We start from the raw sequence: 14093 nt of genomic DNA, 5'->3' as shown, positions 1-14093 counted from the left end.
ATTCGGGGTCAAGATCGTGAAGGACTGAAGAATGCTGACTCGCGCCCGCAAGCGCTTGGTCGCCGGACTTGTGGCCATCCTGGCCGCATCGGGCGTGACCTTGGTGGCTGCCCCATCGGCTCACGCCGCCGGAAGCACGGAGTACGTCTACTCGGCGGCGATGCACCGCAACATCCCGGTGCGCATCGTCGACGGTGGTGGCCGTGGCCCGAAGCCGACCCTCTACATGCTCGACGGGTTGCTCGCCCCGAACAACACCAGCGGTTGGCTGCAGAACACCAACGTCGACGACTTCATGGTCGGCAAGGGCGTCAACGTGGCGATGCCGTTCGGCGGCGCCGGCAGCTTCTACACCGACTGGGAGCGTCCCGACCCCAAGCTGGGCGTCAACAAGTGGGAGACCTTCCTCACCCGTGAACTCCCGGCCTACATGGCTCGCCGCCACAACAGCGACAACCGTCGCAACGGCATCGCGGGCCTGTCGATGTCGGGCACCTCGGCGCTGAACCTGGCGTCGCGTCATCCGGGCTTCTACCAGGCGGTCGCGTCGTACAGCGGCTACCCGACGGTCACCTGGCCGGGCTTCACCCAGGGCATCCAGATCTCGGTCGCACGTGTGGGCGGCAATCCGACCAACATGTGGGGCTTCTACCCCGCCGGTCAGTGGTTCCAGAACGACCCGTTCCTCAGCGCGGGCAACCTCGCCAACCACTACGTGTACGTGTCGGCCGGCAGCGGCCTCGGCAGCAAGTACGACTCTGCGGTCAACCCGAGCAGCGCCAACTTCGACCCGGTGCGCTTCTCGCAGATGGTGCCGCTGGAGGTTGCCGCCTCGGTGTCCAGCCAGCTCTACATCGGACGTGTCGCGCTGGTTCCGGGCGTCAAGCTGACCACCCGGGTCACCCCGGACGGCGTCCACTGGTGGGACTACTGGCAGCGCGACTTCGAGCAGTCGTGGAACACCACCTTCAAGCCGGCGTTCTTCTGAGCTGATCATCTGAACAACCACCGCGGCCGGTGACCTCCAATCGAGGTCACCGGCCGCGGTGCGTTTGTGTCTGCGCGGCGCCGGGCGGCCGCTTCGTCCCCAGGTTCCAACCTTGTTCCCTGGATGGAGCCAGGGAACGAGGTTGGAGGATGGGATCGTGCGGATCGTCGCAACCGAACCGGCACCGAACCCGCCGCAGGCAGCCGTCGTCAGGCCGCGAGAAGCCCGAGGCGTTCCAGCCATTCGCGGACCATGCCGACGACACGGCCGTTCTCGAGGTCGGCCCACGTCCACCGAATGACCATCACGCCGAGCCGCCGAAGATCATCTTCACGCTGTTTCTCGCGTCGCATTGCATCGAATGGCGACTCGCCGGGCCGAAGATGCTTCTGGTACTTGACCATGCCGTCGAACTCGGCGACCAAGAGTCCGACCCGGTCGTAGTCGGTGCGGGCGACCTTGCGCCCGTCGTTGTCGTAGAACTCATGCTGGAGACGGGGCAGCGGCAGACCCGCCTCGATCATCTGGGCGCGGCCCCACGATTCGCCCGCATTCTCGGCGCCGTTGTCGGCATACCTCGGCGCGCGTCGCGCATGCGCTATCCCAGGGCGACGACTGGTGAGCATCTGCGCCATCCGCTCCCGGTCGGCGCCGTTGCGCAGTGCCGAGTCGAACCCGGCCAGCGCACCGGCGAATCCCATCGTGCTCGCGCAGGCGATGTCCACGGCGGTTCGTTCGATCGACGTGACCGGTATGCCCTCGATCGTGGTGACCTCGTCGTCGGCGAGTTGCCCGACATGGAGGTGGCGACGCTTGTCGATCCGCCCGGTTCCGGTCGTGGTCAGGTGCACCCGCGTGAGGTCCGGTTTCAGCATGGACAAACCGTGGAGAACGCCCGCCGACTGGTGACTGATGGTCGTGGACGATCCACCTGCGATGTATGTGGCGATCGTGAACAGTCGGTGGGCGTCGAACTGGTCGCGTTCGGTCCTGACGACGAACACGCCGCGGATCACTCGCGTGAGCAGGCCGCGCCTCTCGGCTCGGCTCAACTCGTTGTCGGAGTAGCCGGCGGCGCGCGCCGCCGACCGATGGATGAGTCCGTGACGGTCGGTGGGGAATTCAGGCATGTCCATATGACGCGCCTGCGGCCTGTTCGGTTGCGACGATCCGTAAGTTGCCACATTCCCACCTCGATCCCACGGTGCAGTCGGGGATCGAGGTGGGAATCTGGGATGCAAGCGCCCCGCGGCGCTACTCCCGCGGCGCTACTCCTGCCGATCCGTGCGCTGGGTGGTGCCCGGGTCGTCGGTCACCTTCGGGATCTGCTCGGTGGGACGATCCCAGGGGTCGGCGGCGGTGTGCCCATCGGCGGGCTCTGCGGCGGCCGCCGTGGCCTCGGCTTCCGAGTTGTGATGGCGCCCGGGCTGCTGGGCCATCTGTTCGGTCTCGTCCTCCGACGACGCGCCGGCCCAGCCAGCGGTTGCCGCGTCTGACTCGGCGGGGGTGTCGTCATCGGTCTGGCGGCGACCCCGCCACACCAGGAACGCCCACAGCGCCAGCAGCACGACGCCGATGATGCCGAGGACCAGCGGGAGCCAGAATCCGCCCAGCTTCAGTTGGGTCCGATAGCCGTCGGCCTTGGTGACCTGATGGGACACGGTCTCATCGGCCCATTTGAATGTTCCCTTGAGAACGTCCATCCGGAAGTCGCGGACCGCGGCCGGGGTGTCCGAGCTCTGGTCGGGTGAGCGGAAGTACTGATGCTGATCCTCGAGGCCGTCGACGATGGTGCCCGTCGCGGGTTCGACCCAGACGTGCTTCATCGCGGTCGCGTACCGGTGCATGGTGATCTTGTCATCGGGCTTCACGCCGGGCCCGCTGATGCCCCACCACTTGGCCGGCATGGTCAGGATGGTGCCGAGCGCGGCCTCACCTTGTGCGTTCGGCAGGCTGGACACGTCGGTCTCCGGTACCTCGCCGACGAACTCGTAGGTGGACAGTCCGTTGATGGTCTTGTCGCCCGCGTACTTGACCTCGATGTCCTGCCGGATGTTGGTGTCGTAGTACAGGTACGAGCGCTCCTGGACGTCGAAGCCGAACTTGTACTGAAAGCCCTTGCGATTGGGCAGGTCCACCGAGACGTCCTTGACGTTGACCCCTTCGGGTGCCGCCTCGAGCTGCAGCGAGCTGACCGTACCGTTGGGCACCGACGTCTTGCGGTTCACCGAGACGCGGTCGATGTTCGCCGTCAGCAGTCCGTCGGTGCACTTGCGTTCGGCATCGACCGGCGCCATCGTCGGTTCGGTCTCCTTGCCGGCCGCATCTCGGGTGCGGTCGATCTGCACCGACTGCGCCGACTGCAGCGTGGCTTGGCGGCGGTCCGACGGGTCGATGATGACCGAGCGCCGTTGCTGTGTGAGGTGAGCGTCGAGGGTACGGGCCTTCGGTGCGCTGAGCGAGCAGCGATCGAAGATCACTGCCGGAAAGCGCTCGCTGGGCGAGCCGTCCGCGGCGACGGTGGTCGCCACCGACGTGATGTCGAGATCGAGCGGAACCACTCGCAGCATCGGCACCAGGAACAGCGGTATGGCGATGGCTGCGGTCACGCAGGCGGCGCCGAAAAATGCCAGCAACGCCAGCCAGAAACGTCTCATTCTCCACTCCTGTTCGGGGGCTCGACGTCACAACACTAGCGGCGCTGCGCCGCGCCTCGTCGGAGGTCACGACAATTCCGACGGACTCGTCCATGTTCAGGGGCAGACAGCAAGGTGGGACGGACGTGCCGACGCGTCGGAGGCGGTTCAGCCCGGCAGGGGCTGATCCGCTCGTCTGTCGCGCTCGGCCTCTTTCATGATCGAGGCCATGTATCCGTAGATCTCCTTGTCCGACATGGCTTTCCACCGTGGGGCGAGGAGCTTCATGTACTTCTCGACGTAGAGCAGCTGTTTGCCGACGAGGACCAGTTCGCGTGGCAGGCGCGCGTCGTAGGCCTTCGCGACCGCGGCGAGCTGTCGCCCGAGGTCGGTGTAGGACATCGCGCCGAGTTCCGTGGTCGACAGCGGCATGGTCACCTTCTTGAGGTCGTCGGCACCGCTCGCCGTCGACCCCGGTTTGTGGACCGCGCCCAGCAGGAAGATGGCCCGGCCGGCGGACTCGTAGTCGCCGCGGACCAGAAGGTCGACGACCAGTTGCCGCAGAATGCGACGGGTGCGTTTGGTGAAGCGTCCGACGATGCCGAAGTCGAGAAGGACGAGTCTGCCCTCGGCATCGACCAGCACGTTGCCGGCGTGCAGGTCGCCGTGGAACAGCCCGCCGTGGAACGCCGACTCCAGCAAGGAGAGCAGCAGCGTCCGGCACAGCGCCACACCGTCGTGTCCGGCCGCGCGTACGGCGTCGGCGTCGTCGATCCGGATGGCATAGACCCGCTCCATGGTGAGCACCCGCGAGCTCGTGAACTCGTCGTAGACCTCGGGCACTCGGACACGATCGGCGAAGGGGCTCGGCTTCAGGCATTCGTACCACTCGCGCATGGTCGCGGCCTCGTTGCGGAAGTCGAGCTCGGCGTCGAGACCGTTGGCGAAATCCTCGACGACGTGTCGTGCGCTGAGCATGCGGCCGTACTCGGAGATCTCGGCGAGGCCGGCCACCCGTTCGAGCAGTGCGACGTCGGGTGCGAGGCGTTCGGTGATACCCGGGCGCTGGATCTTGACGACGACCTCGTCCCCGGTGTGCAGGGTGGCGGTGTGGACCTGAGCGATGGACGCCGAGGCGATGGGTTCGGTGTCGAAGCTCGCGAACACTTCCTCGGGTGGCCGGCCGAGTTCTTCGATGAACAGCTTGCGGACGTCGGCCGGCGCTGCGGGCGGCACGCGATCGAGCAGTGACTCGAACTCGGTCGAGAGGGTTTCGGTGAACACGCCGGGGCTCGACGCGATGAGCTGTCCGAGTTTCACATACGTGGGCCCGAGGTGCTCGAAGGTGGTGCGGACCTCGTGCGCGACGCGCTGGCCGTTCGGGGCGCGCCCGGACAGCGCATCGGTGGCCGTATGAAGAGCGAATCGACCGACGCCGATCACCGCATGCGCGGTCGTCGTGCCGAAGCGGGCTATCTCGTCGATCGGCGAAACCTTGGGCAGCTGGGCTCGGAGGGCATCGTCGGCGGGTCTCTGCATCGTGGTCACCGTTGGTCAGTGTAACGACCGCCGATGTGCAGATCGGTGTGGTGAGCCCATGCGGATTCCCAAGCTGAGGGGCCACTGAGAACATATATCTGACATCTGGTATGACTGAGACGATTAACGAACCACGTCTCAAGTGAGGCGACATCGGGACGTCGGGACGACACATAAGGAGTCATGGTGAACAGACGGATGCTGCACGGCCTGGTGGCCACCGCGGTCGCGGTCGCGCTGGCCTGGACGGGGACCGGCGGGGCGAGCGCCGACCCGAACATCCAGATCCCCGGTGTCGACGACGGTGTGCCCAACTGCGCGGTCCTGCAGCCGCGGGCATTCGCCGGGTACATCGGCACCAACGATCCGAAACCGGCACGCACGATGGACGAGACGTTCGCGACGGTGCCCGAGGACTGGTGCAACACCTCGGTCGGGTTCAGCCGGCTCCGGTTCGACACGACGCACGGAGTGACCTTCGCCATCCCCGACACCCTGCATGCACTGTTCCCGTACAACAACGCGGAGATGCTGTCGAAGCCGGCCTTCAAGCCGGGCTGGACGATGACCATGCGAGTTGGTGGCACCGAGAAGATCCCGACCTGGGCGGGCACCACCGGCTGGGGTGTGTCGAACCGGTCCATCGACCCCCTCGGCCTGGAATTGGCCTGGTTCATGTACAACGGCGCGGACAAACCCATCGGTGACGCGAGCACGCTGGGCAAGCCGATCATCAACGCCCTCGGCATGGATTTCCCGCGCGGCTTCTTCATGATGACCAAGCGGGCGGGCGAGATCGTGCCGCAGATACGGCTGCTGCCGTTGAGCATCTTGAGTGCCGAGCACGACTACTCGGTGGTGCTCGGCCGCAAGACCGTGACGTTCTACATCGACGGCAAGGAGGCCGGCACCGACCTCGCGCCGTTCAGGGTGGATCAGCAGCTGCGGGGCGGGTCGGGGTCGCACTACGGAACCTTCGACAATCCGCCGGTGGGCACCTGGTACGACATCTCGCGTCAGCCCGTCCCGCTGCTCGGACAGATGTGGCTCGACAGCGGCTACTGGTTCCCGCTGCCGCTCCCGCAATGGAACAACCGGATGCAGACGGCGTACATGAAGCGCTACGTGCAGGGGCCGACCTCGCAGACGCCGCTCACGCTCGACAGCTTCAAGGGCTGGCAGTAGTACCCATCTCGGGGAGGCCGTCGCGGATCGTGTCGATCACGCGGCGGCCATCTGCATTGTGGATGGCCGGGGACACCGTGCGGTAAGGTTTTCGACTGGGAATCGAAAACGTTCGGGAGTCGTTACTCCTGGCGACGGTGATCTCTCCCGAGAGGTGCGACATGGCGCAGATCGATGCAGGTGCGACGACGCGCGACGAATCGCGTGCCGACTTCGTCGTGGTCGGGGCAGGGGTTGCCGGACTCACCGCAGCACTGTCCGCCGCGCAGGCGGGACTGCGGGTGGTGGTGCTCAACAAGGGGCCGCGGTGGGATGCCCGTCGGCCCGAGCAGTCGACGTCGACGTTCTATGCGCAGGGCGGGGTGGCCGTCGTCGAGCCCGACAACCGCGAAGACTCCGTGGACCTGCACCTTTCCGACACCGTGACCGCCGGCGCAGGGCTCACCGACCCCCGGACCTCGCGACCGATCCTCGCCGACGGGTGGCCGGCGGTGCGCGGGCTCATCGAGTGGGGCGCGCAGTTCGACCTCGGCGGTGACGGACGGATGCTGCGCACCCGGGAGGGCGGCCATTCGGTCCGGCGCATCCTGCATGCGGGAGGTGACGCCACGGGTGCACAGGTCCAGAGCGCGCTCAACGGCCGCCTGGCGCAGGAGTGCGATGGGCGGATCGACGTCCGAGACGATTCGATGGCCACCGACGTGCTCCGCGCCAATGGCGAGACGGTCGGCGTGGCGTACCGCACCCGTGGTCGCGACCGGGTGGTGTACGCGCCGACGGTGTTGCTTGCGACCGGTGGCGCCGGACATCTCTACGCCGCCACGACGAATCCGGCCGGCGCGACCGCCGACGGCATCGCCCTGGCGCTGCGGGCCGGCGCCGTGGTCACCGACATGGAGTTCATCCAGTTCCACCCGACGATGCTCTACGTCGCGGGCGCCCGAGGGCGGCGGACCTTGATCAGCGAGGCGGTGCGCGGCGAAGGCGGACGTCTCGTCGACGTCGACGGTCGCTCGGTCACCGCCGGTGTCCATCGGCTCGGCGACCTCGCGCCGCGCGACGTCGTCGCGAACGCCGTCGAGGCCGCGCTCGCCGCGACCGGACATCCGTGCGTCTACCTCGACATCCGCGACGTTCCCGACTTCGCCCACCGTTTCCCGACGGTGACCGCGGGTGTCGTGGCAGCCGGACTCGACCCGGCCGACGGTCGCATCCCGGTGGTGCCCGGCGCCCACTATTTGTGTGGTGGCGTCCTGACCGATGTCGACGGACGGACCGCGGTGGCCGGGTTGCTGGCGGCCGGTGAGGTCGCCCGGACCGGTCTGCACGGCGCCAACCGGTTGGCGTCGAACAGCCTGCTCGAAGGGCTCGTGATGGGGCGGCGGACCGCGGCGGCGGCGATCGCCCGGCGCGACCGGCGCATCATCGAGACCAGTCCGCCCGACCTGGGCGATCGACCGAGGTGTGACCGAAAAGCTCTGCAGAACATCATGTCTGGTTCCGTCGCACTCAGGCGGCACGCGGCTGGACTGGCCGGCGCCGAGGCGGCACTGCGCGACGCACCGCCGCGGTGCGTGACCTCTGACCACGACCTCGAGGACGCGGCACTGACCATGACCGCGCGGGTCGTCGTCGCGGCTGCCGCCGCCCGCACCGAATCGCGCGGCTGCCACACGCGCATCGATCACCCCCGCACCGACCGCGTGGCCCGGTCTCGGTGCTTCGGCTGGCTCGACGACGGCCCGGCCGAACTCGGCGGCACCGAGTCACTGCGGCCCGGCGTCGAGGCCCTGGTCGGCTGACGCCGAGAAACCTCGGAAGGAAACCCCGACCACTCTGGCGGGATCGGTGGTCAGCTTCGTAAACTGACGCCCGGGGAACAGCGGGATCACCCACACGTGGACGCGGTGGCCACGGGTGTTTGCCCTGTCGAAATGCGTTGAGCGGCGAGATGGATCACGCCTGCGTTGTCGTGAAGGAGGGGCCGATGAATGGCGAGGGTTGCTGGTCGACGGTCGTCTGTACGCAATCCGAACGCGTCGCGCTCGGCGTCGCCGACCGGGCGGAGTGGTTATTGAAGTGCCGATTGACCGTCGGGCACGGGGGCAATCACGCCACCGATGCCAGCACGCGTCCGCGCCGGGATCGTCGACTCTGGCTGGAATGGAACGACTTCGACGATCGGGCCCAGTCGTTGATCGAACGCAAGCCGTGCACCGTGCGCTCGGAGGTCGGCGCGCACTGCCTCTTCTTCGAAGGTCACGGTGGCCTGCACATGTACGCGCCGTCGAATGGGCACGCTCCGTCGCTGCATCGCCGACCACAAGCAGGTCCGTCGCGCGCGACCCCGACATCACCCGAGCAGGCGTCGCGGCCGGTGCTTCGGCGCGGGCCGGCCGGACCGCCCGGGCACGCCGACCGGACAGGGATGACGACCGACGGCGAGATCCCCGTGATCGGGACAGCATCGCCGGTCGACCCGGTCGGGGGCGACGACCGCCACGCGCGACCCGTCGTCGTCAACGGTGCGCCGGTGGCCGACGGGCATTCCGGCTATCGGGGTGGACGGCGATCGACCGATCTCGAGCCGCCGGTGGGTGGCATCCCGCGCGCCAGCAGGCACCGGCTACCCGACGGCGACGACTCCGTCGGGGCCGCGCCGGCGTCGCGCGAGGCGGCGATGTCGAGGCCCGGCACGCTCGCAGGCGGGGCACTCACGGCGGACCGGACCGGAGAGGACGGTCACGAGATCGCCGATGCGTTGACCGATGTCGCGGGCGCCCTGCAACGACTGGCACAGGTGCTGCGCGACTCACGTCACCGCTGACCTGCAGGTGCCCGGAAACATGTGACGCCGGTCGTGAGCCGGCGGGCCGCAGAATCGTGGCTCAGCCCATACCCTAGGGGGGTATGGTTTATGGCAGCAATATGCTATACCTGGTGGGGGTATCAACCAGGTGCCACCGGCTTCAGGAGATGACGGACATGGATCACGCGCAACACGGCTACATCGAGCGCAAGGACGACTACCTGCGCCGGCTGCGTCGTATCGAAGGCCAGGCCCGCGGTTTGCAGCGCATGGTCGACGAGGAGGCCTACTGCATCGACATCCTCACGCAGGTGTCGGCGATGACCAAGGCGCTGCAGGCGGTCAGCCTCGGCTTGCTCGAGGAGCACATGAACCACTGTGTCGTGCACGCTGCGCAGGAGAGCGACGCCGCGGGTGTGGCAAAGGTCGACGAAGCGATGCAGGCCATCGCTCGCCTGGTCAAGTCGTGAACACACAACCTGCTGTACCCCAATCAAATACAACTGTCGAGGAGGGTTCGATGACTACTGCTGCCTACACCGTTACCGGGATGACCTGTGCGCACTGCGTGGCCTCGGTGCGTGAGGAGATCGGGGAGATCGCCGGAGTCCGCACCGTCGACGTCGCTCTCGACACCGGTCTCGTCGAGGTGACCAGCGACCGTGAGCTGGGCCGGGACGAAGTGGCCGCTGCGGTCGCCGAGGCCGGCTACCAACTGACATGACCGCCATCGGCCGCATCGCCGGCTTCGCGGTCGCCCTGATCGCGGTGTTCGGGATCGCGTTCGGGGTCGGCAATGCCGTCGGCCCGTGGGAACACGCGCCCTGGAGTCCGTCGACCTCGAATCACGCTCCGGTCCAATCAGATATCCATCAACACATGGAGTGATGTGATGACCACGACGCTCGAACGGATCGATCTCGACATCGACGGGATGACCTGCGCCTCGTGCGCCACCCGAATCGAGCGCAAGCTCAACAAACTCGACGGTGTGACAGCATCGGTCAACTTCGCGACGGAACAGGCGCACGTCGAATACCCGTCGGCACTGCGCTCCGACGATCTGATCACCGTCGTCCGCGACGCCGGATACGATGCCGCGCCCGTCGCGCCGATCGGCGGCGCCGCAACGGTGGAGGATCGTCCGGGTCCCAGCGGTCGCAGCGGTCGCGCGGATGCCGAACTCGCCGGTCTCCGACGGCGGCTTGTCATCTCCGCGATCCTGACCGTTCCGGTCATCGCGCTCGCGATGGTGCCGGCGTGGCAGTTCACCTACTGGCAATGGCTGTCGCTGACCTTGGCCGCGCCGGTGATCGTGTGGGGCGCTTACCCGTTCCACCGGGCCGCGGCGATCAACCTGAAGCACGGCTCGACCACCATGGACACGCTGGTGTCGATGGGCACACTGGCCGCATTCGCCTGGTCGCTCTATGCCCTGTTCTGGGGCACCGCGGGGATCCCCGGCATGCGGCACACCTTCGATCTGCTCGCCTCCGGCGATGACGGGGCCTCGCACATCTATCTCGAGGCCGCGGCGGGCGTGACGACGTTTCTGCTTGCCGGGCGGTATTTCGAGAAGCGATCCAAGCGGCGCGCCGGCGACGCGTTGCGCGCGCTGCTGGATCTCGGTGCCAAGGACGTCGCTGTCGTGGTCGACGGCGTGGAGAAGCGAATCCCGGTGCAGGACCTGGCCGTCGGTGACGAGTTCGTCGTGCGTCCGGGGGAGAAGATCGCCACCGACGGGGTGGTGGTGTCGGGTGCGTCGGCGGTGGATGCCTCGATGATCACCGGCGAGTCGATGCCCGCCGAGGTCGGCGCGGGTGATGCGGTGGTCGGTGCGACGGTCAACGCGGGTGGGCGTCTGGTGGTCCGAGCCACCAAGGTCGGCGCCGACACCGCACTCGCGCAGATGGCCAAGATGGTGTCCGACGCACAGGCCGGCAAGGCCGACGCCCAGCGTCTGGCCGACCGCATCTCTGGGTTCTTCGTGCCCTTGGTCATCGCGATTTCCGTTGCCACCCTGGGCTTCTGGCTGGGTACCGGGGTCGGTGCCACCTATGCGTTCACGGCGGCCGTCGCGGTGTTGATCATCGCGTGCCCGTGTGCGCTGGGGCTGGCCACTCCGACCGCACTGATGGTCGGCACCGGGCGTGGCGCCCAGCTCGGCATTCTGCTCAAAGGGCCCGAAGTCCTCGAGACCACGCGTCGCGTCGACACGATCGTGCTCGACAAGACCGGTACCGTCACGACCGGAGTGATGACCCTGGAGTCGGTCACCGTCGACGATCCGGAGCTCGACGAGACGGCCGTGCTCGCCTACGCGGCCGCCGTCGAGGCAGCATCCGAGCATCCGATCGGCGCGGCCATCGTCGGTGGAGCGATGCGGTTGCACGGCACCACACCCGCTGTCGTGTCCGATTTCCGGGCGGTCGAGGCGTCGGGCGTGACAGGCGTCGTCGGCGGTGTGCGGATCTCGGTGCAGAATCCGTCTCGCGTCAAAGAAGTGCTGTCCGAGAAGCTTTCGGGCGCCGTCAGCGAGGCGCACGAGGCCGGTGCCACCGCGGTGGTGGTGTCGGCCGAGGGTCGGAACGTCGGCGTGCTCCGCATCGGCGACGAGATCAAGCCGACCTCGGCGGCCGCGATCACCCGGCTGCGCCGGATGGGGCTGACCGCGATCCTGCTGACCGGTGACAATGCGGGTGCGGCCCAACACGTCGCCCAAGCGGTCGGCATCGACCGGGTGATCTCCGGCGTCACCCCCGCCGGCAAGGTCGAGGCGATCAAGGAGTTGCAGGCACGAGGTCATTCGGTGGCCATGGCCGGCGACGGGATCAACGACGCCGCAGCGCTCGCGGCAGCCGATCTCGGCCTCGCGATGGGCACCGGGACCGACGTCGCGATTCAGGCGAGCGATCTGACCGTGGTGAGCGGCGACCTGTGGGCGGTTGTCGACGCCATCCGACTGGCGCGCCGTACGCTCGGCACCATCAAGGGCAACCTCTTCTGGGCGTTCGCCTACAACGTCGCGGCGATCCCGATCGCCGCGGCCGGGCTGCTCAACCCGATGCTCGCCGGTGCGGCGATGGCGCTGTCGTCGGTGTTTGTCGTCGCCAACAGTCTGCGGCTGCGGCGGTTCCGGCCGAGTGAGCGCTGAGCTGATTGTTGGCCGTCGGAGTGGTCTCGATGCGGCTCGCAAGCTCGGTGCCTGATTCGAGGAGTTTCTCGCCGCTGATCGAGTAAGCGAGCGTGCGGCGCATCGAAGGGCGCTGCGCTCGGTGCCTTGCTCGACCAGCGGATGGACGACTCCTCCCAGCCCACCCCGACCGCCTGCGGGGGGCGCGGGTCACATACTCGATCAGCGAATGGGGGCCGGCGAGTTCCGGGTGACCCACCGCTCGCGAACAGAACTAGAACATGTTCTAGTGAATCCTCTACGCTGTCTGCATGGCAGGTTCTGAGATTCCGGGCACCGTCGCGCTGAGTTCGGTGGAGAGCTTCAGCGACGAGGTCGACGTGCTGGTCATCGGGTGCGGCGTGGCCGGCGGCAGCGCGGCGGTCGAAGCCGCGGCCGCGGGGGCCAAGGTGCTCGTGCTCGAGCGAGCCGCGGCGGCGGGCGGCACCAGTTGCATGGCGGGCGGGCACTTCTATCTCGGCGGCGGCACGGCGGTCCAGCAGGCCACCGGGCACGACGACACCCCCGAGGAGATGGAGAAGTACCTCACGGCCGTCTCTCGGGAGCCCGAACCGGAGAAGATCCACGCGTACTGCTTCGACAGCGTCGAGCACTTCACCTGGCTCGAGAATCTCGGCTTCAGCTTCGAACGCAGCTTCTACCCGGAGAAGGCGGTCATCCAGCCGCAGACCCAAGGTTTGATGTACACCGGCAACGAGAAGGTGTGGCCGTTCAAGAACATCGCCAAGCCGGCGCCCCGCGGGCACAAGGTGCCGGTCCCGGGCGACACCGGCGGCGCGTCGATGGTGGTAGACCTCCTCGTCAAACGCCTGACCGAACTCGGCGCCGAGATCCGCTACGAGACCGGAGCGCGGCAGCTCGTCGTGGACGCCGACGGCGGCGTCGTCGGTGCTGTCTGGAAACGGCCCGGCGAGGAAGGCGTCATCAGGGCCAAGTCGGTCGTCATCGCCGCCGGCGGCTTCGTGATGAACGAGGAGATGGTCGCGCGGTACGTGCCCCACGTCGCCGAGAAGCCGTTCACCCTCGGCAGCACCTACGACGACGGCCTCGGCATCCGCCTCGGTGAATCCGTCGGCGCCGCACTCAAACACATGGATCAGGCGTTCGTCACCGCGCCCATCTACCCGCCGAGCATTCTGCTCACCGGCATCGTCGTGAACAAGGACGGACACCGGTTCGTCACCGAGGACTCCTATCACTCCAGAACGTCGGGATTCGTGATGGACCAACCGGATTCGGCCGCGTACCTGATCGTCGACGAAGCCCATATGCGGCGGCCGGAGATGCCGCTCATCAAGTTCATCGACGGCTGGGAGACCGTCGCGGAGATCGAGTCCGACCTCGGCATCCCCGAGGGCAACCTGCAGCAGACCCTCGACGCCTACAACGAACACGCCGCCAAGGGCGAGGACCCCGAATTCCACAAGGCCGCAGAGTTTCTCGCACCCCAGGATCACGGCCCGTGGGCGGCCTTCGATCTGTCGCTGGGCAAGGCCATGTACTCATGCTTCACCATCGGCGGGATGGCGACGACGGTGGATGCGCAGGTCCTCGACACCGACGGCCACCCGATCCCGGGGCTCTACGCCGCCGGGGCGTGCGCCGCGAATATCGCCCAGGACGGCAAAGGCTACTCCAGCGGCACCCAACTCGGTGAGGGCTCGTATTTCGGCCGGCGTGCGGGTCGGCACGCGGCGGGCAGGCGCGACGACATCGGCTGACCGGCCGCACGTCGGGGGCCGC

Annotated in this window: 12 protein-coding genes; 9 read left to right on the top strand and 3 right to left on the bottom strand. The window is 67.6% G+C overall.

Translation table 11 applies throughout. From position 1 onward, the window contains the following. Positions 1–31: 31 nt before the first annotated feature. Positions 32–988, top strand: a complete 957-nt coding sequence (locus tag ACWDTI_RS02115; RefSeq protein WP_449736369.1) for an alpha/beta hydrolase — start codon at positions 32–34, stop codon at positions 986–988. A gap of 209 nt (positions 989–1197) precedes the next feature. Here ACWDTI_RS02115 and ACWDTI_RS02110 read toward each other — a convergent pair whose 3' ends face one another. From ACWDTI_RS02110 to ACWDTI_RS02100, 3 genes are all read right to left on the bottom strand, one after another. Further along, the gene (locus ACWDTI_RS02110) at positions 1198–2118 is read right to left on the bottom strand and encodes a type IV toxin-antitoxin system AbiEi family antitoxin domain-containing protein (RefSeq protein WP_449736368.1); all 921 of its coding nucleotides are present in this window, start codon (positions 2116–2118) and stop codon (positions 1198–1200) included. Positions 2119–2256: 138 nt separating this feature from the next. Continuing rightward, on the bottom strand, positions 2257–3645 hold the full coding sequence (locus ACWDTI_RS02105) for a DUF3068 domain-containing protein (protein ID WP_449736367.1): 1389 nt from the start codon (positions 3643–3645) through the stop codon (positions 2257–2259). Positions 3646–3792: 147 nt separating this feature from the next. Beyond that, the gene (locus tag ACWDTI_RS02100) at positions 3793–5163 is read right to left on the bottom strand and encodes an ABC1 kinase family protein (RefSeq protein ID WP_449736505.1); all 1371 of its coding nucleotides are present in this window, start codon (positions 5161–5163) and stop codon (positions 3793–3795) included. 183 nt (positions 5164–5346) lie between these two features. On the opposite strand from ACWDTI_RS02100, the gene ACWDTI_RS02095 reads away from it, so the two are divergent. The 8 genes from ACWDTI_RS02095 (at position 5347) to ACWDTI_RS02060 (ending at position 14071) form a co-directional block, all read left to right on the top strand. After that, positions 5347–6348: a hypothetical protein gene (locus tag ACWDTI_RS02095; protein ID WP_449736366.1), complete on the top strand. Its 1002-nt coding sequence runs from the start codon at positions 5347–5349 to the stop codon at positions 6346–6348. Positions 6349–6509: 161 nt separating this feature from the next. Then, positions 6510–8150 carry an L-aspartate oxidase gene (nadB, locus tag ACWDTI_RS02090; RefSeq protein ID WP_449736365.1) on the top strand — a complete coding sequence of 547 codons (1641 nt, stop codon included), beginning with the start codon at positions 6510–6512 and terminating at the stop codon, positions 8148–8150. Between the two features lie 185 nt (positions 8151–8335). Then, positions 8336–9175 (top strand): hypothetical protein, encoded by an 840-nt coding sequence (locus ACWDTI_RS02085; protein WP_449736364.1) that lies wholly within the window; start codon positions 8336–8338, stop codon positions 9173–9175. Between the two features lie 158 nt (positions 9176–9333). Next, a complete protein-coding gene (locus tag ACWDTI_RS02080) occupies positions 9334–9627 on the top strand; it encodes a metal-sensitive transcriptional regulator (protein WP_449736363.1) in 294 nt (97 codons plus the stop codon). A 50-nt stretch (positions 9628–9677) separates the two neighbouring features. Next, positions 9678–9881, top strand: a complete 204-nt coding sequence (locus ACWDTI_RS02075) for a heavy-metal-associated domain-containing protein (protein ID WP_449736362.1) — start codon at positions 9678–9680, stop codon at positions 9879–9881. Continuing rightward, positions 9878–10045, top strand: a complete 168-nt coding sequence (locus tag ACWDTI_RS02070; RefSeq protein ID WP_449736361.1) for a hypothetical protein — start codon at positions 9878–9880, stop codon at positions 10043–10045. Before ACWDTI_RS02075 ends, ACWDTI_RS02070 begins: the two co-directional genes overlap by 4 nt. 4 nt (positions 10046–10049) lie before the next feature. Beyond that, positions 10050–12311 carry a heavy metal translocating P-type ATPase gene (locus ACWDTI_RS02065; RefSeq protein WP_449736360.1) on the top strand — a complete coding sequence of 754 codons (2262 nt, stop codon included), beginning with the start codon at positions 10050–10052 and terminating at the stop codon, positions 12309–12311. Positions 12312–12601: 290 nt separating this feature from the next. Then, entirely contained in the window at positions 12602–14071 is a 1470-nt protein-coding gene (locus ACWDTI_RS02060; RefSeq protein ID WP_449736359.1) for an FAD-binding protein, read from the top strand. Positions 14072–14093: the final 22 nt, after the last annotated feature.

This window comes from Gordonia sp. NPDC003424 (genome assembly GCF_053588655.1).
This window is presented reverse-complemented; position numbering and strand designations above follow the sequence as displayed.

Excerpts from the sequence above, each read along its gene's own strand:
- ACWDTI_RS02115 (WP_449736369.1), top strand. The coding sequence starts at position 32 with ATGCTGACTCGCGCCCGCAAGCGCTTGGTCGCCGGACTTGTGGCCATC.
- ACWDTI_RS02110 (WP_449736368.1), bottom strand. The coding sequence starts at position 2,118 with ATGCCTGAATTCCCCACCGACCGTCACGGACTCATCCATCGGTCGGCG.
- ACWDTI_RS02105 (WP_449736367.1), bottom strand. The coding sequence starts at position 3,645 with ATGAGACGTTTCTGGCTGGCGTTGCTGGCATTTTTCGGCGCCGCCTGC.
- ACWDTI_RS02100 (WP_449736505.1), bottom strand. The coding sequence starts at position 5,163 with ATGCAGAGACCCGCCGACGATGCCCTCCGAGCCCAGCTGCCCAAGGTT.
- ACWDTI_RS02095 (WP_449736366.1), top strand. The coding sequence starts at position 5,347 with ATGGTGAACAGACGGATGCTGCACGGCCTGGTGGCCACCGCGGTCGCG.
- nadB (WP_449736365.1), top strand. The coding sequence starts at position 6,510 with ATGGCGCAGATCGATGCAGGTGCGACGACGCGCGACGAATCGCGTGCC.
- ACWDTI_RS02085 (WP_449736364.1), top strand. The coding sequence starts at position 8,336 with ATGAATGGCGAGGGTTGCTGGTCGACGGTCGTCTGTACGCAATCCGAA.
- ACWDTI_RS02080 (WP_449736363.1), top strand. The coding sequence starts at position 9,334 with ATGGATCACGCGCAACACGGCTACATCGAGCGCAAGGACGACTACCTG.
- ACWDTI_RS02075 (WP_449736362.1), top strand. The coding sequence starts at position 9,678 with ATGACTACTGCTGCCTACACCGTTACCGGGATGACCTGTGCGCACTGC.
- ACWDTI_RS02070 (WP_449736361.1), top strand. The coding sequence starts at position 9,878 with ATGACCGCCATCGGCCGCATCGCCGGCTTCGCGGTCGCCCTGATCGCG.
- ACWDTI_RS02065 (WP_449736360.1), top strand. The coding sequence starts at position 10,050 with ATGACCACGACGCTCGAACGGATCGATCTCGACATCGACGGGATGACC.
- ACWDTI_RS02060 (WP_449736359.1), top strand. The coding sequence starts at position 12,602 with ATGGCAGGTTCTGAGATTCCGGGCACCGTCGCGCTGAGTTCGGTGGAG.